A 24539-nucleotide genomic window follows, 5' to 3' on the forward strand; every position below is an offset into this window, starting at 1 on the left:
ACCTATATAGAGGCTAGGGATGCGGTACCCGCGCTAGGCGGCTAAAAAGATTATCAAACTCTGCTACTTCCTTGCGCCATAATTGGTTGGGCATAGGGCCAAGCGCCATGAGAGCCACTAATATGTCGATAATCTCATCTGGCCGGCTACGCTCGTTATTGATTCCTTCATTTAGCCGCTCTACTTGAATCGCCAATCGGAGAGGTTCATCACGCTGTTTGACGCTACCTAACGCTAGCAAAGACAAATGTACCCTCAGGCGAGCCAGCCCATCTTCTAGCTCAGCAAGTTTTTCGGCTGAGAGGGGAGTGGGAGTGGTGAGTCGCGCATGATTGCGTTGCTGGTGAGCCTCCGTAAAAATAGCAGGCAGCCCCTCGCTTAATACTTCTTTCGCATCAATTGCTTGTGGCTCTTCGCCTGCTAGCGCTAGTTGGTCTGCGGCGATATGCGCATTGACCAGCGGTAAGACGTTGTGCCACTGCTGCACTGTATGAAGAATTTCCAGGCGGCTTAAGCGCTCACGTTTAGCTCTTACAATGCCGCTAAGGCGTTTCTGCATGCCATCACTGCGTCGATTGCGCGGCAACGGCTCAAGCTGGCTAATGCTTTCAAGATAAGCGTCAAGGGTGGCAGATTCGTCGGCTTGCGTCGGCTGCCAGCTATCCATTTCGTCAATTAATGTTTGCAGCTGATCGAGCTTCTGTTGTTGGCGAGTTGCCTGCTCATGCTTATGGGCGTCACGCTGAGCAAAGAGCTGATCGCAGCTATGACGAAAAGCCTTCCATAGGGCTTGTTCTTCGCCTTTTGGCGCACGACCCAGCGCGCGCCACTGTTGCTGTAGCTGCTTGGCGCTGGTGATACGGGCGGCTAAGGGTAGCTCGGTGTCATTTTGTAAGTTTTGAGCTTGCTCGATTAGCATGCGTTTTTGGCTGGCGATCTGTTCTGCTCGCTGGTCAATAAGTGCCTGTAGGCGGTGGCGGATAGCGCCGAAGCGACGGCCAACGGCTTCTGATTGGTCGCGAGGAACCGGAGAGTAATGGCGCCACTGGTGGCGTGCCTTATCACGGATCTCGCGCAATACATCGGGGTCAGCATCCTCTGCTGGCTGATTAAGCAATGTTTCAAGCTGTTCGCAGAGTGCTTCACGGCCTTTCAGGTTGGCATCACGCTCTTGATTAAGCTGTTCTCGCCAGGGAGCTAAACGCTCGTGGACGCGATCAGAAGCCGCGCGAAAGCGTGCTGACTGTTCGCGGTTAGCAGCGGCATCGCCGAGCGATTTCCACTCTTTTACCAGTTGGCGGTGATGACGATCTAAAGCAACGTCTGCCATGTGTTGATCGTTAGCCAGTGCTTCTATGCTAGCGCAGAGTTGCTCACGTTTAGGGCCTGCCACAAAACCGCGCCAATCGCGTAGTTCTGCTAAGCGTGCGCCTAGCTGCTTTACGCGTGCTTTTAGCGGCTTGGCTTCTTCCCCTATCAGTTCATCGATGGAGGGCTTGAGGCGTTGATAGAGACGACTGGCACTTTTAAAGGCACCACGCTCTAACAAGTGTTCGAAGTTATCCACGTCGGCGCTAAGTGCGTTAAGTGACGCGGTAGAGGTGGGTTTGGTAGAAACATCAGCATCTTTTAACGCTTGTGCATGTTTGAGTAGCTCTGGAGGCGTCATGTGCTTAGGCCAAGCGCACTGCTTAACGTACTTGGCAATGGCCGCGTTATCTTGGTTGGCAATGGCCGTTTCCAGGTCTGCACTGATGGCTTGCCAGCGCTGCCATGCTTCCATGCATACTTCATAGCGTTTCAATGCTTGGCTATAGCGTTGTTGAGCGCTCTCACCGGGGGGGTGTTGATCTGACAGGGATTGCCAACGCTGGCCGAGTAGTTGGCGTTGTGCCCGTAGGCTATCAATATCTTGGACGGTTAGCTGCTCTGCATGTGTTAGGCCCTCTAGCGTTTCCTCAAGGCCTTCAAGCAGTTGCTCACGAGTTCGTTCAATTTCTTCGCGATGAGCAATGCTCTGCTGACGTGCTTGTTCTTGCGTCTCATGATGATGCAGTGTTTTGCGACAGCTAAGCGCTGCTTGATGAAAACGCTGTTCTTGCGTCACGCTAGGTGGGTGGGAAAGGCTTTGCCACTCCCGTTCCAAATGACGGAAACGACCACCATACAGCGGCTCCCAGGGGGCCCTGGCGTGCTGTTCTAGTTGTGTGAGTAAATGCTCACGCTGGGCCTGCTGATCTGCTAGCCACTCAGCATCATTACGCAGTTGGGTGAGTTTTTCTCGTGCCAAACGAATGACCTGGCGATCACGACGCGCTTCTTTTAAAAGTTTTTTGAGGCTCTCTTCACTTTCAATTCGTTGAGCTGCTTGATGGCGAACTGCTGCCACGCCGTTATGGCAAGCTTGGTGAACAAGATCGCTTTCATCGGTTAATTGCTCTAACGCAGTGAGCCTCAGGTTAAGATTGTCTCCCTGAAGTGCAATGGCGTTGATCAACCGAGGCTCCGATAGCTCTGCCACGATAGCCTGCCGTTTTTGCAGGTCGGTATGGCCCTGTGAGCCACATAAGCGCTGGCAAGCCGCGTTAAACCAAGCTTCGTCTTGACGGTGCTCTGGAAGCGCATTGACAAGCCCCGCTAAGTCATCAAGAGCCAGTAGGGCAGCAAGCTGGATGTTGCTTTCGGTATCCTGTGCTAATTGCTTTAGCGCTTGTTGCTGTTCTGGTTGTTGAGGGTCAAGCTGGTCGAGTGCCTTAAGACGCACCTCGGGATCAGGGTGCTGCCACCGAGGAGCGAACAGGCGTCTTAACAGTCCGTGCATGGATCATCCTGCAGAGAGGTGCGTAGCGTGAAAAAAAATCAACTGCCGATGACTGATAGTTGCAGTCAACGGCGCTGTCGCTTAGCGTTGCTGTAGGCGCTGTGATGATTAATACTTCTTCACAACACCCAGCGCGAGATTGCGCTACCTTTATCTTACCTGAACATGACATGGAGTTCGGCCATGAGCCTCAACGCCAATAGTGCCGACATTGCCTTCACCTTTAAAGGTGGCATGCTGCCAATGACCGTCATGGAATTGAGCAGTGCTGACCCGGAACATATCCGAAGTCAGCTGGCTGGCAAGTTGTCGCAATCCCCCGCGTTCTTTCAGCATACACCGGTTGTGCTGAGCGTGGAAAAACTCGATGAACCTCACTTGGCGCTTGAGCGCATTTGCGCGGTATGTCGCGATCATAAATTGCTGCCGGTAGCCGTACGCGGCGGAGCTGAGCCGGTGCGTCAATCCGCCTGGGCTCTAGGACTGGGCTGGTTCGCCCCTGTTGAAGAAGGGCGGTCTAAGCTATTAGAGAGCGTTAGCGCTACTGCTGGCTCTGATGACGCCATAGAAGAGGTAGAATCTGCCGACCAGGAAGAAGTGGTTGCAGTAGCAACACGTTTATTTCGCGGTACGGTGCGCTCTGGCCAGCAGGTAAGCGCATCAGAAGGTGATTTAGTGGTGATTGGGGCTGTCAATGCAGGCGCTGAGGTACTGGCGGCTGGTAGTATTCATGTCTACGGAGCGCTTCGTGGACGTGCCTTGGCGGGTATTCATGGCAATACCCAGGCGGGTATTTACTGTCGAGAATTAGAAGCAGAGCTTCTTTCTGTGGCAGGTAATTACAAACGGTTAGAAGACATTGATTCACAGTTGCTTGGCCGTGCTACCGAGGTGCATTTTGCTAAAGAGCAGCTGGAAATTAAGCCGCTGGGTTAATTCAAACGCATGAGCGTGTGTTGGTGCTTAATGCCTAGCGACGTTGCAAGCGCTATACGTTACAGTATGTCATGTTGTTGACATTGATGTTCCCGTTATGCGCAGTGCGACCCTTTAAACGCGCTCGCGATGAACGACTTCAAGAAGGAAGTAACTCTTGGCCAAAATTATTGTAGTGACCTCCGGTAAAGGGGGGGTTGGTAAGACCACCAGCGCTGCCGCTATTTCAACAGGACTTGCCCTGCGCGGTAAAAAAACAGTCGTCATTGATTTCGATGTTGGTCTACGTAACCTCGACCTGATCATGGGCTGCGAGCGCCGCGTTGTTTATGACTTGGTAAACGTTATCCAAGGTGAAGCAGGGCTTAATCAGGCGCTGATTCGCGATAAACGCGTTGAAAACTTATTTATTCTTCCAGCCTCTCAAACCCGCGATAAAGATGCGCTGACGCAGGATGGCGTAGAGCGAATACTTGAGCAGCTCAAACAGGACTTTGATTTTATCTTGTGTGACTCCCCCGCAGGCATCGAGAGGGGGGCGCAACTGGCTATGTACTTCGCGGATGAGGCGATTGTTGTCACGAATCCTGAAGTTTCCTCAGTGCGTGACTCTGACCGCATTTTGGGATTACTCGGCTCCAAGACGCGGCGCGCGGAACAAAGTTTAGATCCTGTTAAAGAGCATCTGCTGATTACGCGCTATAACCCCTCTCGGGTAACGTCTGGGGATATGCTGACCCTTGATGACATTCGTGAAATCTTGTCTATTGATCTGCTTGGCTTAATCCCAGAATCCGAAGCGGTATTGCGCGCATCGAACCAGGGGGTTCCCGTCACTCATGATGCGGCGAGCGATGCAGGCCAGGCGTATTCTGATACGGTATCGCGCCTATTAGGTGAAGATATGCCTCTGCGCTTTCATGAAGTACAGCGTAAGGGATTGTTGAATCGTATGTTCGGGGGTGGTCGGCGATGAAATTGCTGGAGTTCTTGAAGCGTGAGCGCAAGAAATCCGCCTCGGTGGCTAAGGAGCGTTTGCAAATTATCGTGGCGCATCAGCGCGGCCAGCGCGGTCAGCCAGATTATATGCCGCTGCTCGAGCGCGAGCTGTTGGAAGTCATTCGTCGTTATGTACAGGTCGATGATGATGCCATCCAAATTTCGCTGGATAGCGAAGACAATTGTTCGGTATTGGAGCTAAACGTTACGCTGCCGAAAGGTTGACGTTTCCATATGGAAGCAGCATAGCCAGTCGTTAAGCATGGCTATTCGCCAAGAGGGGCGGCGATAGGTGGTGCGGTTATGCTAGGCTTGGGCTTTTGTGCTCGCTTAGGCAAGTGGTTGGCTTGCGAGCGGGAAGCTACGCTCAAGGAGATTTCATCAATGGCGCCACCTAATGCTGCCCCTGCCAGTTTTCTCTGGCATGACTATGAGACATTTGGTGCTGATCCGCGTCGCGATCGGCCAGCTCAGTTTGCGGCATTACGCACTGACGCCGAGCTTAATGAAATCGGTGAGCCGATAGAGCTCTACTGCAAACCTGCTGATGACTACCTGCCTCATCCTGCTGCTTGTCTGATTACCGGTATTACACCGCAAAAGGCGCAGCGGAAAGGCTTGCCTGAAGGAGAGTTTGCCCGTCAAGTTCAAGGCTTTATGAGCGAGCCAGGCACCTGCGTGGTGGGCTATAACAGTCTTCGTTTTGATGATGAAATCTCCCGTCACTTGTTTTATCGCAACCTGCTTGACCCTTATTCCCGTGAATGGCAAAACGGCAATTCCCGTTGGGACTTGATTGATGTTGTGCGTGCGTTTTACGCCTTGCGCCCCGACGGCATTGAGTGGCCGCAGCGGGAAGATGGTGCGCCTAGCTTCAAACTTGAGCACTTAACCGCGGCCAACAATATTGCCCACGAAGGCGCTCATGATGCGGTAGCTGATGTCCGTGCCACCATTGCATTAGCGCGTTTGCTCAAAGCCCGGAACCCAAAATTATTCGACTATTTACTGGGCATGCGCGGCAAGCGTGCAGTGGCCAAGCAGTTAGACTTGCCCAGCGCTAAACCGCTTTTGCACATCTCTCGCCGTTATCCTGCCAGCCGTGGCTGTAGTGCATTAGTCATGCCACTGGCTGAGCATCCGACGAATCCTAATGGCGTTATTGTTTACGATTTAAGCGTTGATCCTAGTGATTTGCTAACCATGAGTGCCGAGCAAATCAGGGAGCGTGTGTTCGTTAGTCAGCAGGATCTTTCTGAGGGAGAGGTGCGTATACCGCTGAAAGTGATCCACATTAATCGCTGTCCAGTCATCTTTCCTGCGACGGTGTTAAAGGATGTCGACGGCCCCCACAAAGGTGAATACGGCGCGATCATTGAACGGTTAACGATTGATATTGATGCCTGTCGCGGCCATTGGAAAACGCTGCGCGAGGCCAGTGGCGTGGCGCAAAAAGTAGCTGAGGTATTTAACGCAGCCTACGAAGATGTGCCTCAAGACCCTGATTTAATGCTCTATTCCGGCAGCTTTTTCTCTGCGGCGGATCGCCAGCAAATGGAGCGAGCATTGGCAATGGATCCCTGGGATTTAGTCGGCCAGCGCTTTGCCTTTCAAGATCCTCGCCTCGAAGAAATGCTGTTTCGCTACCGTGCGCGTAGTTATCCAGACACGCTTGAGGGCGAAGAGCGGGAGCAGTGGGATGCGTTTCGTTGGATGCGCATTAATGATCCAGCCTTGGCGGGTTTTACGCTGAAAGCATTTGCGCGAGAAATAGAGCGTTACAACCAGCAGGCCCTGTCGGATCGCGAACGCCAAGTGTTGGAGGAGTTGGTGATGTACGTTGAGTCAATGATGCCAGCTCAGGCGTTTGATGCCTGAGCTGGTGGGCCTAGCTAAATCAATACTTAGTTAAGCGAATTTGTGTCGTTAGTGAGCACTTAGTGTGCATCGCTAAACGGCACGCGCGCTTCCCGGTAGGAGGCGATATCACTGGGTGAGTCGCCAGGGTTGTAGCGAATATCTAACTGGTGCGACTGAAGTGTAGGCCACAGGGCCTGAAGTTCTTGTACGCTAACATCCAGCGCTAATGCGGCGAGTTGTTCACGGCGATCAAAGTGCACGTCCTCCAGTGCTGTGGCTTGCCAGTAGCGGTTTGCCATGCCCTGTAGGCTTGTGTCTCGCTGGGTTAAACGAGAATGAACGGCTTGACGATGCGCTGCTAACGCCTCCTCGGTTAATGTGTCCAGACGCTCGCCTGCTGACGCCATAAAAGCGTCCATGCGCTCGGCGATCATGCTGCTCTCAACATCCGGCGACTGAACCACTAAAGCAATCCCCGGCGCTTCTAACAGCGGGGAGTAACCTGCATTAACAATATAGCCAAGCTGCTCCTCGGTACGTAGTTGCTGATAAAAGGGCGTATCCAGCCATTGAGCCAGTACGCTGAGGCGAGCCTGCTCTTCAGCTGACGTGTCGCGACCCTGTAAATAACGCAGCACAAGGGACTCTTCGCGGCTGCTGTGTGGGTGAAGCACCTCAGGTTGATTGCTCACCTGTAGCGCTTCAAACGCAGGGATATCCTCACGAGTGAGACGTGGCGATAACGCGCCGCGTATTATATTGGCCTGCTCTCGAGCCAGCTCTTTATCCAAATTGCCAACGGCCATGGCATCGATGTACAGCGCGTCTAAAAACCGTTTGCGGAAGTTTTCTAAGTGGTGGCGCTCTAACCGCTGGCTGGCATCAAGTAATTCAGTTGCTGACCATTGAGGGGTCAGTAGCGCTTCGCCTAGTGCGCGGCTTGCCTGCCCATGAAGCGATGCTTGGGGAGCGTTGCGCCACTCGCGCTGGAGCTGATAGCGCACACGTTCAAAAGCACTGGAAGAAATATCGGCGCGCTTAAGTTGTTCAATTGCCTGTTCTATCAGTGGCGTTTGTCCATCGCGCCAGCCTGAAAACGATAGCGTCATGCCACGCCCGTGAGCATAAGCGCTAAACGACTGACCAGCTAACCAGGCTGGGTATAACGACTCGTTAAGGCTGTCATTAAGCCAGCTCGCTAAGAGGCGTGTGAGCACCGCTTCTTCAGCTGAATAGCTGGCGCTGGGGTGCTGGAGACTTACCCGCCACTCAACGCTTGGCGTATTGAAGCGGCTATCTTGCATGTGCCATGCGGTAAACGACGGTGCATCAATCAACACTTCAGGGCGCTCATCTTGCCCCGTCTTGAGAGTAAGGTCATTGGCGATAAAGGGGTTGGGTTCCGGTAACGCTAGGCCTCCTAGCGCCTGTCCTGGCTGAGTGGGTGGCTGCTCTTTCCACTGGGTGTTGAACCAAGGTGAAACGGTATCGCTTTCGACATCTGGCGCAGAGTAGAAACGCAGCATGTTGTCTGGAGTCAGTGCATCGAGATACAGCTGCTGACGCTCACTATCCATGCCATCCATCCGGTAAGGTGCATACTGCACATCATCCACCGGATAACGAGAAAGGCTCATGGCTAAGCGGGTGGCTTCCTGCTGTGGTGCGCCATGCTGCTGAAAACGGAACGCTTGTTCATTCAGCTTTTTTTGTTCCTCGTAGCGCCATTCGGCTAATCCTTCCTCGCGTATCTGCTCAATGGCAGCAAATAGTGTGGCCTCAATATCGTCCAGTCGCTGTGCCCCGGCTGGCGTTAAGCTAATCGAGATCGTAAAGAGCGCCTCATTGCCGTCACCTCGTCCCACGCCCGCCGAAAGTGCATCTGCAAGGCCCTCTTTGCGTAGCGCTGCCAGTAAGCTGCCGTCGCCTTCATCGCCCAGTAGGTGAGAAATTAGCTGAGTCGGCTTGGTACGGTATTCATCGGTAGGATCAGGAATTGGAAAATAGAAACGTAGTTGGCGGCGATCCTGTAGCGACTGACGCTCAATGTAGCGGGGCAGCGTGTCGGGATCGACCAGCGACGTTTCAATGGTGGGAACGCTGAGGTCATTATCGGGAAGGCTTGCAAAGCGCTCGACAACTAATGCCTCAAGAGTATCGAGTGACTGAGGAGCAACAATGGCCAAGTTCATGACGTTGGCATCGTAGTAGCGATGATAAAAATCAATCACTCGCTCGCGGAGAGTGGCTTCACCCTCGGCTGGGTTGGCGAGGGTGTCACGGCTGCCTACTGCAAAGCCCGTCGTGGGATTGCTAGGATTTAGTAGCTGATTCAATACATCGTTTTCACGGCGGGACTCATCACGAATGCGCGCCATGTACTCAGAGTGGACAATATTCCGCTCGCTTTCTAAATGGTCGGCGTTAAATAGCGGCGAAAGGAAAAACTCGCTAAAGCGATCCAGCGCGCCTGGGAGAGCCGAAGGCTCAACATCAAAAAAATAGTTGGTGTCTTGCTGGGCGGTAAACGCGTTGTGGGAGCCTGCGTTATCAGAAATATAGCGCTGATAGGCATCGGACTGAGGGTAGGGTTCGGTGCCTAAAAACAGCATATGCTCTAAAAAGTGGGCCAGCCCCTGCAGGTCGTCAGGGTCTTGGGCGCTGCCTACGCGAACGTTCATTGAGGCGGCGGCTTTATCGGCCTCTGGGTCGCTAACAAGCAACGCTTGAAGGCCATTTTCCAGTGTCAGTATGCGGTAATCGCGATCGTCAAAGGAGCTGATGATCGGCGTGATGGCGTCCTTTACGGGGGTGCCTTGAGCGAAGGCGAAAAAAGGCGTGCACCAAGTGACGCCAATCACGACGCCGATGACGGCCTGCCGTACAGCGTAACGGTTAGGCAGAGATTCATTAGATCGTAACATTATGCTTCCTATGGCACAGCCCAGCGCAGCATCGGCCCCACCGGGTGGGCGCAGGATGATGACTGATAGGCAGGATTATTAACATGTTTTGATACCGGAAAAGCGCCCAACAGTTCCAATGGCGCAGGCATTAATAGCGCATTGAGTGTTTCAAGGTCGGTCGTCGGGTCCAGCCAGCGCATTAACGTTTCTGGAGGGATGACGACAGGTAATCGGTCCGTCAGTGAAGAAAGGCAGGCGTTGGCGGGTACGCTGATCAGCGCCGTCGAGTCAGTAAATGCGCTGAGCGTTGTGTGGTAACGGCACCATAACGCGCCTAGCAGTAGTGGCCCTCGGTTAACGTGAGTCACTAAATAGGGTTGCTTGCTGTGCGCTTGTATTTTCCAGACATAAAAACCGCTGACCGGAATAACACAGCGGCGAGCGCCAAACGCCTCGCTAAACATGGCGCGTTGATTAAGCGTTTCTGCTCTAGCGCAATGGGGCGCGTGGTCGAGTACTTTCAACCACGGAGGCGTGAGCCCCCAAAATAATCGCTGGAGCCGCAAGCGTCCCTGCTCGAGTCGTATTGCCGATACAGGCTGGCGGGGCGCTAAGTTGGGCGACTCGATAAGTGGTTCAGTATCCGTCAGCGAGGGCACAAGGCGTGATAGCGTGAGGCGCTGCACGTGAAGGCGTCCCGTCATGCCTGTCTCCTTATGCGAAATTGGGGGGAGTGTGAGGGTGCAAAATGGCGGGGTAACACATCAATCGGTCAAATGTCGTGTTTTAGTGTCGAAAACAGTGTTCGATGTAAGGTATCCTAGCGTATCCCTTGCTCACGCTAAAGCGCGATGAGGCATTCTTCCTGTTTGCCGTTGACCTTAAGAGATCGCCATGGCCCGTCCTAGACAGCATGCGCCCGATGCCCTCCATGCGCAGGTCATGCACGCTTGTGATGAGTGGTTGGCTAAGCAGCCAGTCCATGGTTTGTCACTGCGTGCCCTGGCCAGAGAGGTGGGCTGCGCGCCAAGTACGCTGCTTAAATTATATGGCAGCTTTAATAACTTATTGCAGCACGTCAACGTTGAAACGTTGGCACGTTTACAGCAAACCATTACTAGCCTGGCAGAAGATGATCCTGAGCCATGGCTACGCTCGCTAGCGCTTGCTTATTGGCGCTTTGCTGAGCAAGGCTGCTATCGCTGGCAACTGCTATTTGATTATCCACTGGCCCAAGAGGGCGAGCTGGATCAGCGCCAGAGTGATCTTATTGAAGCGCTGTTTACTCAGGTGGAAACGTCGTTGAAGCGGTATCAGCCAGCACTGGATGATCTTGAAGCGCGACGTCTTGGGCGCACCCTTTGGGGGAGCGTGCACGGCTTGGTGCAACTTGGATTAAACGAGCGCTTAGGCTATTGGCAAGGTCAGCAGTTGAAGGTGGATGAGCTGCTGGAGCAGCTAATGAGTACGGTGCTAGCTGGCCTGCGTCACCGGGAGACGGCGACGTGACGTGGTGGTTGAGAATGGTTCGCTGCGCGCTGCGGCGCGTTATTTATGTCGTTATGCGTGTGTGTTATCGGTTCTCTGTACACGGCCAAGAAAACGTACCTAAGCGCGGTGCTGCCTTGGTAGTCTGTAATCACGTCAGTTTTATGGATGCGTTGGTGTTAGGCGGCGGTAGCCCCAGGCCACTGCGGTTTGTGATGGACCAGCCCATTTTTGAGTCCCGCTGGCTAAAGTGGTGGTTCCAGCTCGTGGGCGCAATTCCGATTGAGTCTGAGCGGCATAGCCCTGGCGCACTGCGTCGAACCCTGGATGAGGTGAGTCACGCGCTTCGTGAAGGTGATGTTGTTATGGTGTTTCCTGAGGGGCGTATCACCCCAGATGGTGAGATTCACGCCTTTAGACGTGGGCTCGAAACCATTCTTGCCCGCGATGATGTGCCCGTCATTCCGGCTGGTCTAGCAGGGTTATGGGGATCTTGGACATCGCACTACGGGGGCAAGGCACTTAAAAAATGGCCGTCACGTTTTCGTGCACCGGTCAGCTTGCACTTCGGACCGCCGGTATTGGTTCATGAGGTAGAGGGTATTGCGTTGCGCCGCTATTTAGAGGCTCGCGTGAGGGCGCTAAAGGCAGCGGGTGATAGCGAAATCACCCACCGCCAAATTGGTTAGACGGTCAGTCGCTACGTTCGGCGTGCAAGGCGCAGCTTTTGCCAGCAGCGTGCTGAGGTGATCAGGTTGTCGCGGATTTCTAAAATTTCCATCCGCGTATTGCCAATCTGTAAGCAGGCAGGCCCTTCCGGAAACGCCTCCAGGTGCTCAAGGATTAAGCCATTCAGGGTTTTGGGGCCGTCAGTGGGCAGTTGCCAGCCAAGCATTTTGTTAATTTCACGAATATTGGCAGTGCCCTCAATGACATGGCTGCCATCGTCTTGCTGATGAATTTCATCATCTTCTGAGACATCGGTGGTGAACTCCCCGACAATCTCTTCAAGAATATCTTCTAAGGTTACCAAGCCTTCCACGTCGCCGTACTCATCCACCACAATACCAATACGCCGCTTCTGCTTTTGGAAGTTCAGCAGCTGTGTATGTAGCGGTGTGGATTCGGGAATAAAGTACGGCTCCCGTGCTTCTTGAACAATTGCTGCTTTGGTGACTTCGCTACGCGATAAAAAGCGCGCTGCATTACGCAGATGCAGCATGCCAATAATATTGTTGATATCGCCTTTATACACCGGTAAACGGGTATGTTGGCTGGTGCGGATCTGGGTCAGAATATCTTCCAGTGTGTCGTCTAGGTCGATGCCAAGAACTTCGTGTCGGGGCACCATGATGTCGTTAACCGTGACATTCTCAAGATCAAGGATCGACAGCAGCATGGCGCGGTGTCGGTAGGGAATTAGCGTGCCTGCTTCGTGAACGACAGTGCGCAGTTCATCGCGAGTTAAGTTGTCTCCACCATTCTCAACACTTTTAACGCCCATTAAGCGTAGTAGGCCATTTGAGATGACGTTGACTAGCCATACCAGCGGGTAAAGCAGTTTGAGCAGGGGTTCCAGGCCCAGCGACGTAGGATAAGCGATTCGCTCAGGCTTGATGGCTGCGTAGGTTTTCGGTGTGACTTCGGCAAAAATAAGGATGGTAATCGTCAGTAACGCCGTTGAAATAGCGGGGCCTGAGACGTCACCAAAGAAGTGAATGGCAATGATGGTCGCAATCGAGGCGGCTAAGTTATTGACGAAGTTATTGCCAATTAAAATAACGCCAATTAGTCGATCGGGGCGCGTTAATAGCCGCATAACACGTTTTGCGCGGCGATCACCGCTGTTAGCTTGATGGCTTAGTCGATAGCGGTTTATCGACATCATGCCTGTCTCAGAGCTGGAGAAAAAGGCAGACAGCAATATCAAAATAGCTAGCAGGCCGAACAGTAACCCCAGGGGGAAGTCGTCGCTCAAGTCGAAAGTTCCTTTATGGCGTATTAGGCTCGATTTTTAGAAGTATGGAAGTGGCCTGTCAAGACCACTGTTATCAACGCCAAATTAAATCAGTGCTGATAATGCGGTGAGTATATGTTTAGCGATTGAGCAAAACTTCCAGCACAAATTTGCTGCCAAAGTAAGCAAGCAGAAGCAGTATGCACCCACCCAGCGTCCAGCGCACAGCGCGCATGCCACGCCAACCGAAACGATATCGGCCCACTAACAGCGTGGTGAAAATAATCCACGCCCCCAGCGAAAGGACTGTTTTATGTACCAAGTGCTGGGCGAACATATTGTCGAGAAAAATCAGCCCGCTGATGATCGAAAGCGTCAGTAATACAACTCCCGACCATACCAGTTCAAACAGCACTCTTTCCATGGTGGTGAGCGGCGGTAGCGACTGCACGATGCCACGAATATGATGATGGCGCAGTGCTTGGTTCTGTAGGCCGACCAGCACCGCTTGAATCGCGGCAATGGCCAAGACGGCAAACGCCAGCGCAGAGCTGACGGCATGCAGTAAAATGCCGGGCGTTAAGCCGCCTTGGCTCCCCTGGCTCGGTAGCCAAGTGGCAAAAATAAGCGCGATACCCGCGAGAGGGAATAGCACAATGCCAGCGTTGAGCACCGGCTTAAACAGGCTGGCGACGAGCACGACATTTACGGCCACGGCCATCAGAAGCGTTGCGCTGGTAGTGAAGCCGGGCAGTAGCCCTGGGGCTGAGCTAACAAGCTCCACAACTACTGGGATATGCAGTAGCAGCCCAAGCGCGCTAAGTAGGCGCACCATGCCCTGGCGTGGTGGTACGCGACGAAATAGAGCCATGCCCTGCCAAATAGCAGCGGCGACATAGAGTATAAAAGCGATCGTGGCGAAAGGGAGCGCCTGCATGATGCTATCCGTGCGCCTTGCAGCGCGTTGTTGAGTCCAGTGTGATTGAATCAGCGCTGCGAAAGTCAGCGGTGTTAAATCGTTCAAGCTAGAACAGTTCGCCTACTATAACCAATCATGGCGGCGTCGCACAGCCATCGATAACCAATGTTGACGACCATGGAGACTCGCGCGGCTAGCGCGTATAATCGTTCCTACATTCGTCCGGTGTAACCGCCCGGCGACAACGACGGAGGCAGAGGCCCCATGTTTCAGAATCTGAGTGAGCGTCTTTCCCAGACGTTGAAGTCGATCAAAGGCCAAGCGCGGCTAACTGACGACAATATTAAAGATACCCTGCGCGAGGTGCGTAAAGCACTGTTAGAGGCCGATGTCGCCTTGCCGGTGGTGAAGGCATTTATTGAGCGTGTTCGTGAACGTGCTGTTGGCCAGGAAGTCTCGAAGAGCCTCTCGCCAGGTCAGCAATTCGTTAAAATCGTCCAGCAAGAGCTGGAAGCGATTATGGGCGAGGCCAATGAAAGCCTATCCCTAAAAGGCTCACCTGCGGTCGTGTTGATGGCAGGCCTGCAAGGGGCAGGTAAAACCACCTCTGTTGCTAAATTGGCGCGTTACTTACGTGAACGCGAAAAGAAAAAAGTGTTGGTGGTCTCCGCCGACGTCTATCGTCCGGCGGCGATTGATCAGTTAGAAACACTGGCAAAAGAAGTTCAGGTTGACTTCTTTCCGTCTCGTTCCGATCAGAGCCCCGTGGATATTGCCACAGCGGCAATCAAGCACGCCAAAATTCAGTTCCATGATGTCGTATTAGTCGATACCGCCGGACGGCTGGCCATCGATGAGGCGATGATGGCCGAAATTCAGGCGCTGCATAAAGCCGTCTCACCGGAAGAAACGCTGTTTGTGGTCGATGCCATGACCGGCCAGGATGCGGTGAATACGGCGAAAGCATTTCATGATGCGCTGCCGTTGACCGGGGTGATTCTTACCAAGGCCGACGGCGATGCCCGGGGTGGTGCAGCACTTTCGGTACGCCATGTCACGGGTAAGCCCATTAAGTTCATGGGGGTTGGTGAGAAAGTAGACGCCCTAGAGCCTTTCCATCCAGACCGTGTAGCATCGCGAATTCTGGGTATGGGCGACATGCTGTCGCTGATCGAAGAAGCCGAACGTACGGTAGATAAAGATAAAGCCGCCAAGCTGGCCAGTAAGGTCAAGAAGGGTGACGGTTTTGATCTGGAAGATTTTCGTGATCAGCTACAGCAGCTCAAAAAAATGGGCGGCATGGGAGGGCTGCTTGGCAAATTGCCTGGCATGGGGCAAATGGCTGAAATGGCACAAGGCCCTGGTCCGGAAAAAGAGCTTGGCAAGCTCGAAGCATTGATTAACTCAATGACTCCCAAAGAGCGCCGCAAGCCCGATATTATCAATGGGTCGCGCAAACGTCGCATCGCCGCGGGTGCTGGCCTGCAAGTGCCTGACCTGAATCGTCTGCTAAAACAGCATAAGCAGATGCAAAAAATGATGAAAAAAGCCGGCAAAAAAGGCGGAATGCAAAAAATGATGCGCGGCATGTCGGGCATGATGGGCGGTGGCGGGCCAGGTGGCCCCGGCGGCGCGGGTGGCATGGGCGGTATGGGTGGCCCCGGCGGTCTTCCCTGGCGTTAAGCTATTGTTAGCAACCTTGTAACGTACTTGGTAAGGTTGACGGCTTAAGAGTTTTCTGGCTGTCAGGCTTTCCAAGTAGAGCGCATTTGCGTAGAATGCGGCCTCTTCATGCGTGGGTGTTGGCAAAAATGCGCGAGCATCGTCTGACCATCTGCCAGTGAAGAACTTGATGGTACGCAGCAAATCACTGATTTTAGTCTGCAGTGCCGAGAAAATAGTATGACGAGTGCTCTGTTAGCGATTTGCGCTATTGGACACTCTCGTAACCTCAACCGAAGGATAGTTATCGTATGGTTACCATTCGTTTGGCACGTGGTGGCGCCAAAAAGCGTCCCTTTTATCACCTGACTGTTACTGATTCACGCAACGCCCGTGATGGTCGTTTCATCGAGCGTATCGGCTTCTTCAACCCGGTTGCCCGTGGTCAGGAAGAGCGTCTGCGCGTTGATCTTGAGCGTGTTACTCACTGGCAGAGCCAAGGCGCCCAGTTGTCTGGTCGTGTTGCTGAGCTGGTTAAAGAAGCGCGTAAACAGGCTTAAGCCGGTTAATGCGTGACTGTCAGTAAATGATAGTCGGTGATGTTGTCGTTGTAATTTGTTGGAGCGGTCGTCGATGACGCGTTTTGAAACTAGCCATACAGACGACGCACATGTGGTGCTTGGTAAGCTAACTAGCCCTCACGGGATTAAAGGTTGGCTTAAGGTGTACTCCTATACCAACCCCATAGACAGCATCATGGAATACCCAGAATGGTGGGTGCGCCAAGGGGAATCCCTCACGCGTATGACCGTGATTCAGGGACGTCGGCAAGGCAAAGGTCTTGTAGTGCAGCTAAAAGGTGTTGATGACCGAACGGCAGCCGAAGCGCTGGCGCAAGCGGACATCTTGATGCCGAAAGAAGCACTGCCTACGCTTTCCGATGATGAGTATTACTGGCATGAGCTTGAAGGCTTAACTGTCTTCACTCAGTCAGGCGAGCGGCTAGGGCAGGTCAGTTACCTGTTTGAAACCGGCGCGAACGATGTCATGGTGGTGCGCGGTGATAACGACGCAATTGATAAACGCGAGCGGCTGTTACCTTTCTTACCCGATGATGTAATTGTTGAAATCAGGCTCGAAGATGGCCGTATGGTCGTGAATTGGGATCCTGAGTTTTGAAAACAGGTTTGAGTAAGCAGTTGTCGAGCGAGCTCACCGTAACTGACTCAACGGTTACTGCAGCAAACGGTGAAGAAAGCAATTTAACAGATGCTCCCGCGATGTGGATTGGCGTGGTATCGCTGTTTCCTGAAATGTTCGATGCGATTACCCAACAGGGTGTGGTCGGTCGAGCGGTAGAGAAACAGCGAATTGCCCTGGAGTTTTGGAATCCGCGCGACTACGCCACCGACCGCCACCGCAGCGTGGACGATCGCCCATATGGCGGCGGCCCCGGCATGCTAATGAAGGTAGACACCCTGCGGGCTGCTATCTTTGATGCTCGGCAACGAGCTGAGCAAGCGACGGGACAATCGCCGACAGTGATCTATCTCTCGCCCCAAGGGCGTAAGCTGGATCAGCAGGGGGTTCAAGCGCTCGCCTCAGCAGGCCCTCTTGTGGTGGTTGCTGGGCGCTATGAAGGCATTGATGAGCGCGTGGTGGAAAGTGACATTGATGAAGAGTGGTCAATTGGTGACTATGTGCTGAGCGGTGGTGAGTTGCCAGCAATGGTGCTAATTGACGCGGCGGCACGGCTGGTACCCGGTGTATTGGGTCACCAGGATTCCGCTATCGAAGACTCGTTCAATGATGGCTTGTTAGACTGTCCGCACTATACCCGTCCTGACATGATCGACGGGCGACAAGTGCCCGATGTGCTGTTAAGCGGTAATCATGCGGCCATCAAGCGTTGGCGGTTAAAACAGTCGTTAGGCCGTACATGGCAGCGCCGTCCTGATTTATTGGCAGGGCGTACGCTTGATGCCGAGCAGCAGCGGCTGCTAGACGAGTTTATCGAGGAACACGCTCTGTCAACTAAGTGATTGTTTTTCAATTGCATAGAACAGAGCGGCGGTGCAGGGCGAAGAGAGCAATAGTCTATAAGGCCGTTAGCCTACGCACCTGCGTCACCCATAACGACTCCCGTGTAGCTCGCTTCGAGCGCCGGGATCACGGTTTGCCCCTTCCACAACTGCGTGGCAAACCATTACGTTATTTAGGAGTATGAAAATGAGCAGCAAGAACAAGGTGATCCAGGCGATCGAAGCCGAGCAAATGAGCAAAGAGATTCCGGCCTTTGCACCGGGCGACACTATTGTCGTTCAGGTCAAAGTAAAGGAAGGTTCTCGTGAGCGTCTGCAGGCGTTTGAAGGTGTGGTCATCGGTAAGCGTAACCGTGGCCTGAACTCCGCTTTCACCGTACGTAAAATTTCTCACGGTGTTGGTGTTGAGCGTACTTTCCAGACCTACAGCCCGTTGGTTGACTCTATTGAAGTCAAGCGTCGTGGTGACGTTCGTCAAGCCAAACTGTACTACCTGCGCGAGCGCAGCGGCAAGTCGGCGCGTATCAAGGAAAAGCTGGCTTAATCGCCACTTTTTCACGGGCGCACGCTGTTTTTGACATGCGTAGTTTTTGACATGCGTCGCGCTCGGATACCAAGACCCCGTCACCGCTTTGCGGGGCGGGGTTTTTGTTTGTGTGGTACCACCGTCAAGAGACCGTTAGCCTATGAGCGTGATAGATGCCTATCTAGATGCCTTATGGTTAGAGCAAGGGGCAAGCGACCATACGTTAGCGGCCTATCGGCATGATTTAACTGCTTGGCAACAGCAGCTCGAAAGTGCGGGGGAAACACTGTTAACTCCCTCGCCAGAGCGTTTTAGCGAGTGGTTAGAATTACGTCGAGAACAAGGCTATCAACTACGCAGTAATGCACGGCTGTTATCGTCGCTGCGTAGTTTTTACCGTTGGGCACGGCTCTATGGGCATATCACCAGCGACCCACTGGCCAATGTGTCGCTGCCACGGGTGCGCCCCAGCTTGCCGAATACCCTGGAAGAGGAAGAGGTTGAGCGCCTGTTGCTCGCCCCGGATATCGGCACTTCGCTTGGTGTTCGCGACCGCACCATGCTGGAGCTGCTGTATGCTTGTGGGCTGCGCGTGTCGGAGCTGGTTGGCTTGACTGGCGATGCGGTTAATCTTCGCCAAGGAGTTGTCCGTGTCAGAGGCAAGGGCGATAAAGATCGGCTGGTGCCGATGGGGGAAGAAGCCGCCGAGTGGGTAGCGCGTTATATGAAGACCGCTCGGCCTGCGTTGATGCAAGACCCTACACGGCCCGCGCTGTTTCCAGGACGGGCAGATAAAGCCATGACCCGGCAAACGTTTTGGCACCGTATAAAAGCCCACGCGATCACTGCAGGTATTACTCGGCCCTTGTCGCCTCACACGTTACGCCACGCATTTGCGACCCATTTATTGAATCATGGTGCTAATTTGCGGGTCGTACAGCTGTTGTTAGGCCATAGCGACCTATCTACAACGCAAATTTACACGCATGTTGCCCAAGCGCGCCTAGAGCAGCTGCATGCAGAACACCATCCGCGAGGTTGAAGATACAATGCATCAACGTATGTCTTTAGTTGCTAAATCCTATGTTTCTTGGCTGGCGTTGGCAGGGTGCTTACTGCCCGCTGTTGCCAGTGCTGATGCCGTATCCGAACATCTGATGGAGAATTTACAAGTTAATGGCCAGTCAATGCCCGTGGCGCAGGTCAGCGCAACGCCAATGGACGGGGTGTACCACGTCGTCCTAGAAAGTGGGGAGTCTTTCTACTCCAATACTGATGGCAGTCACTTTTTGGTAGGGGACCTCTATCAAAACGCGGATAATGGTTTGGTTAACTTAACCGAGCAGGCACGCAACCAGGAAAGGGCGGCTGCGCTGGCTGCCGTGCCAGCGAGCGAGCGAGTCGTGTTTCAAGGTGTGGGTGAGCCGAAAGCCACGGTCATTGTGTTTACGGACCCTACCTGCCCATACTGCGAGCGCCTACATGAAACGGTGCCTGAGCTTAACGAGCGCGGCATTGCAGTGCACTATATGGCCTTTCCGCGTGCAGGTATGGGCAGTGGTGCTGCGACAACGCTTGAACAAGTATGGTGTTCGGATAATCGTAGCGAGGCCATGACTCAGGCTAAGCAAGGCCAAACGCTGGCGGCATCGGCAAGCTGCGATAACCCCGTTGCCGATCAGTACGAATTAGGTAAAGCTGTGGGCGTGCAAGGTACGCCTGCGATTGTGTTGCCCGACGGGAAAATGGTGCCAGGGTTTGTACCCCCCGACCGGCTCGTTAGCATGTTAGGCTTGGAAGACGAATAACGTCACGTGTAGTGACGAACGATAGCGCTGAGACACTGATTTAAGAGGCGGCACCTATGGGTGCCCATCACGAAAGGGGAAGTATTTTGAAACCGGTAAGAGTAGGCATTTGTGGGTTAGGTACGGTCGGTGGCGGTACATTTAACGTCTTAACACGTAACGCTGATGACATTAGCCGTCGTGCTGGCCGCCCGATTGTGATTGAGCAGGTTGCCCACCGCAGTATTCACCCTGACTGCGATATTACCGGCATTAATGCGACCTCTGACGTGTTTGAGGTGGCTAATAACCCTAACGTGGATGTGCTGGTAGAGCTGATTGGTGGCTACGATCTCGCTCGCGAGCTGGTGCTAACGGCGATTGAAAACGGCAAGCACGTTGTGACGGCCAACAAGGCCTTGATTGCTGTTCACGGTAATGAAATTTTCCGCGCCGCGCATAAGAAAGGCGTCATTGTTGCCTTTGAGGCGGCTGTGGCGGGCGGTATTCCGGTTATCAAATCGCTCCGCGAAGGTCTTGGTGCTAACCGTATCGAGTGGGTGGCGGGCATTATAAACGGCACCGGCAACTACATTCTTACCCATATGCGTGATGAAGGTCGCGCCTTTGAAGACGTGTTGGCTGAAGCTCAAGCGCTAGGTTATGCGGAGTCTGACCCCACTTTCGACGTGGAAGGTATTGATGCCGCCCATAAATTAACCATCCTGGCGTCTATTGCCTATGGCGTGCCGCTACAGTTTGATAAAGCCTTCACCGAAGGTATTTCTCGCATTACTGCAGAAGACGTCGAACAGGCCGATAACCTGGGTTACGTGATTAAACACTTGGGCATCTCTAAACGGACCGATCAAGGGCTAGAGCTCCGGGTTCACCCGACGTTGATTCCTAAAGAGCGCCTGCTGGCCAATGTGCACGGCGTTAAAAATGCGATTGCGGTGATGGGCGATGCGGTTGGCCCAACACTTTACTACGGCGCTGGCGCCGGTGCTGAGCCGACAGCGTCTGCCGTTGTGGCCGACCTGCTGGATGTTGCCCGCGATATCGCCACGGATCACCACTACCGGGTGCCTTACCTCGCGTTTAGTGGCATTGACGATGATGCCAGCCAACTGCCGATTATGCCGATGGAAGATATTACCACCGCGTATTATCTACGTCTGTTGGCGGTGGATAGGCCGGGTGTACTGGCGCGTGTTGCCACCATTCTGGCCGAGCAGGGCATCTCTATTGAAGCGCTGATCCAGAAAGAAGCCACTGAAGGTGAGTTGGTGCCGATCATTTTGCTGACGCATCGCACACAAGAGAAACAGATGAACGATGCTATCCGTGAAATCGAGTCCATGGCGGATATTGCTGGACCGGTTACCCGTATTCGCGTTGAAAGTCTGAGCGAAGGGGAGTAACTCATGCGTTATATCAGTACGCGTGGCCAAGCGCCCGCGCTCTCCTTTGAAGAGGTCGTGTTGACCGGAATGGCCAGCGACGGCGGACTTTATGTGCCGGAAACGCTGCCCGAGTTTTCTAAGCAAGAGCTGGCCAGCATGGCTGGCCTTTCCTACGCTGAGATTGCGTTTCGGGTCATGAAGCCGTTTGTAAATGGTGAAATTGACGACGATACCTTCCGTCGCTTGGTGACAGAAGCTTACGCCACGTTCAATCATGACGCCGTTGTGCCGTTAAAGCAGTTGGATGCCAATCACTTTTTGCTAGAACAGTTCCACGGCCCAACGCTGGCGTTTAAAGATGTCGCGCTGCAGCTGTTAGGGCGGCTGTTGGATCATTTCCTGAAAAAGCGTGGTGAACGTGCCGTTATTATGGGTGCCACCTCAGGGGATACCGGTTCCGCGGCCATTGAAGGCTGTCGCCACTGCGATAACCTCGATATTTTTATTCTCCACCCGCATAACCGCGTGTCTGAAGTGCAGCGCCGTCAGATGACCTCGGTGCTCGCCAACAACGTCTTCAATATTGCTATCGAAGGCAATTTTGATGATGCCCAGGCAATGGTGAAGGCAAGCTTTGCTAATCAAGATTTCCTGAACGGCACGCGCTTGGTAGCGGTGAACTCGATCAACTGGGCGCGCATTATGGCGCAGATCGTTTACTACATCGCTGCTGGCGTTGCATTGGGTGCGCCACAGCGGGAAGTGAGCTTCTGCGTCCCGTCGGCTAACTTCGGTAACGTCTTCGCAGGCTACATGGCGTTTAAGATGGGGCTGCCGGTGAAACAGTTCATTATTGCCACTAATGCTAACGACATTCTGCATCGCACCCTTGCCGCCAATGATTTCTCCAAGAAAGAGTTGGCTGCGACCCTCGCTCCGTCAATGGATATCGTTGTTTCGTCAAACTTTGAGCGTTTGCTGTTTGATGCGTACGACCGTGATGGTGCCGCTGTGGCAGCGCTACTGGAACGCTTCCAGCAAGCGCCTACCGCGCTTGCTGATGCACCGCTGGCCAAGCTGCGCGAAAAATTCGCCAGCCATAGCGTTGATGATGCGACCATTCTGGAAGTCATTCGTGAGGCTCATCACCGTACTGGGGAGATCCTAGACCCCCATACGGCCACTGGCTATCGCGCTGCAGAGCGCGCACGCGTGGATACCACGACGCCGGTGATTACGCTTGCTACCGCGCATCCGGCGAAATTTGCTGAAGCCGTGGTTAAGGCAGGTTTCCAAGGTGTGCCGTTGCCCACTCATATGGATGATTTGCTTGAGCGCGAAGAGCGTTACACGGTGCTGCCCGCTGAGCTGAGTGCCGTGCAGCAGTTTGTCGCTGACAATCGGCGCTGAGGCGTCATGGCCGACGAACCAGCACTCACCCAGCAGAACGCCAATCAGCCACGCTTAGAGCCTCGTCCACTGGACGAGGCTATCTATGTGCGTGCCCAAGCGGAAGGCTTAAGCGAGCTACAGGCGCGGCTATTGGCCTCACGTCTACCGGGCTATAAGGGCGAGCTCGCACCACTGGTGGCGCCGAGCTTGCGCTACTTGGCGCATCCAGAAAAGCTAGCCGATGGCCGCCGTGCCGCTGAACGTATTGCCCAGGCAGTGGCAGAAGGGGAATCCATCGGTATTCTTACCGATTACGATGTGGACGGCATCACCTCCCACGTGGTGATTCGGCGCACCTTAGTGGAGCTGTTTGGCGTACCCGAACACAAGTTACATAGCTTGATTGGCCACCGTATCCACGATGGCTATGGCATTAGCCTGCCGCTGGTGGAGCGCACGCTTGGTTTAAAACCGCTGCCCTCGCTGGTGATTACTGCCGACTGTGGCAGCTCAGATGAGCCGCGAATCGCACGCTTGAAAGCTGCTGGTATTGATGTGGTGGTCAGCGACCACCACGCACTGCCGCTGGAAGGCCCACCGCTTTCTGCCTATGCCTGTGTTAATCCAACACGCAGTGATTGTGATTATCCCGATAAAACGATCGCCGGGTGCATGGTGGCATGGCTTTTGATGTCGCTCGCCCGCGGCGTATTGATTGAGTGGGGGGCACTGCCTGATGCGACACCTAAACTCTCACCGTGGCTTTCTTACGTCGCGCTGGGCACCGTAGCGGACTGTGTTTCGCTGGGTGGTAGTCCGGCTAACCGCGCAGTGGTGAACTACGGATTAACGCTGATCAACCGTATGGACGCTGCCTGTTGGCGTGCCATGGCGGCGCGGCTTGGGGCAGACAGTGTGCCATTTAACGCTGAAACGCTGGCGTTCCAAATGGGTCCACGAATTAACGCTCGCTCACGGCTGGATGACCCCTATGCGGCGTTACACTTTATGCTTGCGGAAAGCGATGGTGTCGCTAATCGTCAGCTAGAAGTGCTTGATCAAGACAACCAATCCCGCAAGGCGATTGAAGCGGACATGGCCGAAGAAGCGCGTGCGCTTGCCGTTTCGTCGCTGGAGGCTAATGAGTCGGCGGTGGTGGTACTGCTGGAAGATGGCCACCCTGGTGTGCAAGGTATTGTCGCTTCGCGGTTAGTGCAGGCCTATGGCCGCCCGGCGTTGGTGCTAACTCGCGCGGCGGCGCCCAATATGTTGACCGGTTCTGGGCGCTCGATTGATGGTCTGCACCTACGGGATGCGCTGCAGCGTACCTTTGAGCTAGCCCCTGAATCGCTACCGCGCTTTGGTGGCCACAGTGGGGCGGCGGGTGTCGGCGTACCAAGAGAGCAGTTAGCGGCCTTTAAAGCGGCATTTTTGCAGGCGGTTGGTGAGCAGTTGGGCGATACACCGCTTTACCCGCGGCTATGGACAGATGGCGAGCTCTCTACGTCGCAGCTATCGCTGTTAACGCTAAGCGAAGTTGAAGCGCTTGGTCCTTATGGGCGTGAGTTTGACCCACCACTGTTTGAAGGGCGCTTTATTGTTGAAGCACTGCGCCCAGTCGGCGCTGAAGGTGCTCACCTGATGATGGAGCTTTCCATGGGCGCGGTGACCAGCAAAGCAATTTGGTTCCGGGCGTTAACGCCAGGGGAGCTCCCCTCCTTTAGCGTGGGCGACACGCTGCACTGCGCCTATAAGCTCAATCGCAACCGCTGGCGAGGACGAGAGTCATTGCAGTTGATGGTAGAGCACGCCAGCCCCGTCTAATCCTCGTTGCTATT

Annotated in this window: 21 protein-coding genes; 16 read left to right on the top strand and 5 right to left on the bottom strand. The window is 54.0% G+C overall.

Features of this window, described 5'->3' with window-relative positions; all coding sequences use genetic code 11:
* Positions 1-13 precede the first annotated feature (13 nt).
* Positions 14-2821 (bottom strand): DUF349 domain-containing protein, encoded by a 2808-nt coding sequence (locus IR195_RS02445; RefSeq protein WP_206048670.1) that lies wholly within the window; start codon positions 2819-2821, stop codon positions 14-16.
* 183 nt (positions 2822-3004) lie between these two features.
* Between IR195_RS02445 and minC the strand changes: the two genes are divergently transcribed.
* The 4 genes from minC (at position 3005) to sbcB (ending at position 6634) form a co-directional block, all read left to right on the top strand.
* Positions 3005-3757, top strand: coding sequence for a septum site-determining protein MinC (gene minC, locus IR195_RS02450; protein ID WP_206048671.1), 753 nt, complete (start codon positions 3005-3007; stop codon positions 3755-3757).
* Positions 3758-3914: 157 nt separating this feature from the next.
* Positions 3915-4733 (top strand): septum site-determining protein MinD, encoded by an 819-nt coding sequence (minD, locus tag IR195_RS02455; RefSeq protein WP_089039274.1) that lies wholly within the window; start codon positions 3915-3917, stop codon positions 4731-4733.
* Entirely contained in the window at positions 4730-4981 is a 252-nt protein-coding gene (gene minE / locus IR195_RS02460; protein ID WP_038480946.1) for a cell division topological specificity factor MinE, read from the top strand. Before minD ends, minE begins: the two co-directional genes overlap by 4 nt.
* 159 nt (positions 4982-5140) lie before the next feature.
* Positions 5141-6634 carry an exodeoxyribonuclease I gene (gene sbcB, locus IR195_RS02465; RefSeq protein WP_125745336.1) on the top strand — a complete coding sequence of 498 codons (1494 nt, stop codon included), beginning with the start codon at positions 5141-5143 and terminating at the stop codon, positions 6632-6634.
* 59 nt (positions 6635-6693) lie between these two features.
* Here sbcB and IR195_RS02470 read toward each other — a convergent pair whose 3' ends face one another.
* Complete coding sequence (locus IR195_RS02470; protein WP_206048672.1) at positions 6694-9540, bottom strand: insulinase family protein; 2847 nt, start codon at positions 9538-9540, stop codon at positions 6694-6696.
* 8 nt (positions 9541-9548) lie between these two features.
* Entirely contained in the window at positions 9549-10226 is a 678-nt protein-coding gene (locus IR195_RS02475) for an SOS response-associated peptidase (RefSeq protein ID WP_206048673.1), read from the bottom strand.
* 190 nt (positions 10227-10416) lie between these two features.
* Here IR195_RS02475 and IR195_RS02480 point away from each other — a divergent pair, with 190 nt between their 5' ends.
* Together IR195_RS02480 and IR195_RS02485 are read left to right on the top strand one after the other, a co-directional pair.
* Positions 10417-11031, top strand: coding sequence for a TetR/AcrR family transcriptional regulator (locus tag IR195_RS02480; protein WP_125745342.1), 615 nt, complete (start codon positions 10417-10419; stop codon positions 11029-11031).
* 14 nt (positions 11032-11045) lie between these two features.
* A complete protein-coding gene (locus IR195_RS02485) occupies positions 11046-11699 on the top strand; it encodes a 1-acyl-sn-glycerol-3-phosphate acyltransferase (protein WP_213017603.1) in 654 nt (217 codons plus the stop codon).
* A gap of 11 nt (positions 11700-11710) precedes the next feature.
* Here IR195_RS02485 and IR195_RS02490 read toward each other — a convergent pair whose 3' ends face one another.
* Both IR195_RS02490 and IR195_RS02495 read right to left on the bottom strand, forming a co-directional pair.
* Positions 11711-12988 carry an HlyC/CorC family transporter gene (locus IR195_RS02490; protein ID WP_125745346.1) on the bottom strand — a complete coding sequence of 426 codons (1278 nt, stop codon included), beginning with the start codon at positions 12986-12988 and terminating at the stop codon, positions 11711-11713.
* 118 nt (positions 12989-13106) lie between these two features.
* Entirely contained in the window at positions 13107-13904 is a 798-nt protein-coding gene (locus IR195_RS02495; protein ID WP_146944102.1) for a cytochrome C assembly family protein, read from the bottom strand.
* Between the two features lie 246 nt (positions 13905-14150).
* Between IR195_RS02495 and ffh the strand changes: the two genes are divergently transcribed.
* From ffh to IR195_RS02545, 10 genes are all read left to right on the top strand, one after another.
* Positions 14151-15569, top strand: coding sequence for a signal recognition particle protein (ffh, locus tag IR195_RS02500; protein WP_146944104.1), 1419 nt, complete (start codon positions 14151-14153; stop codon positions 15567-15569).
* 290 nt (positions 15570-15859) lie between these two features.
* Positions 15860-16108, top strand: coding sequence for a 30S ribosomal protein S16 (gene rpsP, locus IR195_RS02505; RefSeq protein WP_009724081.1), 249 nt, complete (start codon positions 15860-15862; stop codon positions 16106-16108).
* 73 nt (positions 16109-16181) lie between these two features.
* A complete protein-coding gene (gene rimM / locus IR195_RS02510; protein ID WP_206048674.1) occupies positions 16182-16727 on the top strand; it encodes a ribosome maturation factor RimM in 546 nt (181 codons plus the stop codon).
* Between the two features lie 101 nt (positions 16728-16828).
* On the top strand, positions 16829-17590 hold the full coding sequence (gene trmD / locus IR195_RS02515; protein WP_206049735.1) for a tRNA (guanosine(37)-N1)-methyltransferase TrmD: 762 nt from the start codon (positions 16829-16831) through the stop codon (positions 17588-17590).
* A gap of 187 nt (positions 17591-17777) precedes the next feature.
* Positions 17778-18134: a 50S ribosomal protein L19 gene (rplS, locus tag IR195_RS02520; RefSeq protein WP_125745353.1), complete on the top strand. Its 357-nt coding sequence runs from the start codon at positions 17778-17780 to the stop codon at positions 18132-18134.
* 142 nt (positions 18135-18276) lie between these two features.
* Positions 18277-19158: a site-specific tyrosine recombinase XerD gene (xerD, locus tag IR195_RS02525; RefSeq protein WP_125745355.1), complete on the top strand. Its 882-nt coding sequence runs from the start codon at positions 18277-18279 to the stop codon at positions 19156-19158.
* Positions 19133-19924, top strand: coding sequence for a DsbC family protein (locus IR195_RS02530; RefSeq protein ID WP_206048675.1), 792 nt, complete (start codon positions 19133-19135; stop codon positions 19922-19924). Before xerD ends, IR195_RS02530 begins: the two co-directional genes overlap by 26 nt.
* A gap of 86 nt (positions 19925-20010) precedes the next feature.
* Positions 20011-21327 (top strand): homoserine dehydrogenase, encoded by a 1317-nt coding sequence (locus IR195_RS02535; RefSeq protein WP_125753415.1) that lies wholly within the window; start codon positions 20011-20013, stop codon positions 21325-21327.
* Positions 21328-21330: 3 nt separating this feature from the next.
* On the top strand, positions 21331-22719 hold the full coding sequence (gene thrC, locus IR195_RS02540) for a threonine synthase (protein ID WP_125745359.1): 1389 nt from the start codon (positions 21331-21333) through the stop codon (positions 22717-22719).
* Between the two features lie 6 nt (positions 22720-22725).
* Positions 22726-24525: a single-stranded-DNA-specific exonuclease RecJ gene (locus IR195_RS02545; RefSeq protein ID WP_206048676.1), complete on the top strand. Its 1800-nt coding sequence runs from the start codon at positions 22726-22728 to the stop codon at positions 24523-24525.
* The last annotated feature ends 14 nt before the right edge of the window (positions 24526-24539 follow it).

The organism is Vreelandella venusta, assembly GCF_015689495.1.
Classification (GTDB): domain Bacteria; phylum Pseudomonadota; class Gammaproteobacteria; order Pseudomonadales; family Halomonadaceae; genus Vreelandella; species Vreelandella venusta.

Bases quoted from the DNA above. Each gene is read 5' to 3' on its own strand.
- thrC (WP_125745359.1), top strand. From the start codon at position 21,331: ATGCGTTATATCAGTACGCGTGGCCAAGCGCCCGCGCTCTCCTTTGAA.
- minE (WP_038480946.1), top strand. From the start codon at position 4,730: ATGAAATTGCTGGAGTTCTTGAAGCGTGAGCGCAAGAAATCCGCCTCG.
- rimM (WP_206048674.1), top strand. From the start codon at position 16,182: ATGACGCGTTTTGAAACTAGCCATACAGACGACGCACATGTGGTGCTT.
- IR195_RS02485 (WP_213017603.1), top strand. From the start codon at position 11,046: ATGGTTCGCTGCGCGCTGCGGCGCGTTATTTATGTCGTTATGCGTGTG.
- IR195_RS02480 (WP_125745342.1), top strand. From the start codon at position 10,417: ATGGCCCGTCCTAGACAGCATGCGCCCGATGCCCTCCATGCGCAGGTC.
- IR195_RS02445 (WP_206048670.1), bottom strand. From the start codon at position 2,821: ATGCACGGACTGTTAAGACGCCTGTTCGCTCCTCGGTGGCAGCACCCT.
- rplS (WP_125745353.1), top strand. From the start codon at position 17,778: ATGAGCAGCAAGAACAAGGTGATCCAGGCGATCGAAGCCGAGCAAATG.
- ffh (WP_146944104.1), top strand. From the start codon at position 14,151: ATGTTTCAGAATCTGAGTGAGCGTCTTTCCCAGACGTTGAAGTCGATC.
- IR195_RS02470 (WP_206048672.1), bottom strand. From the start codon at position 9,540: ATGTTACGATCTAATGAATCTCTGCCTAACCGTTACGCTGTACGGCAG.
- IR195_RS02545 (WP_206048676.1), top strand. From the start codon at position 22,726: ATGGCCGACGAACCAGCACTCACCCAGCAGAACGCCAATCAGCCACGC.
- trmD (WP_206049735.1), top strand. From the start codon at position 16,829: ATGTGGATTGGCGTGGTATCGCTGTTTCCTGAAATGTTCGATGCGATT.
- minC (WP_206048671.1), top strand. From the start codon at position 3,005: ATGAGCCTCAACGCCAATAGTGCCGACATTGCCTTCACCTTTAAAGGT.
- IR195_RS02495 (WP_146944102.1), bottom strand. From the start codon at position 13,904: ATGCAGGCGCTCCCTTTCGCCACGATCGCTTTTATACTCTATGTCGCC.
- IR195_RS02475 (WP_206048673.1), bottom strand. From the start codon at position 10,226: ATGACGGGACGCCTTCACGTGCAGCGCCTCACGCTATCACGCCTTGTG.
- sbcB (WP_125745336.1), top strand. From the start codon at position 5,141: ATGGCGCCACCTAATGCTGCCCCTGCCAGTTTTCTCTGGCATGACTAT.
- rpsP (WP_009724081.1), top strand. From the start codon at position 15,860: ATGGTTACCATTCGTTTGGCACGTGGTGGCGCCAAAAAGCGTCCCTTT.
- xerD (WP_125745355.1), top strand. From the start codon at position 18,277: ATGAGCGTGATAGATGCCTATCTAGATGCCTTATGGTTAGAGCAAGGG.
- IR195_RS02530 (WP_206048675.1), top strand. From the start codon at position 19,133: ATGCAGAACACCATCCGCGAGGTTGAAGATACAATGCATCAACGTATG.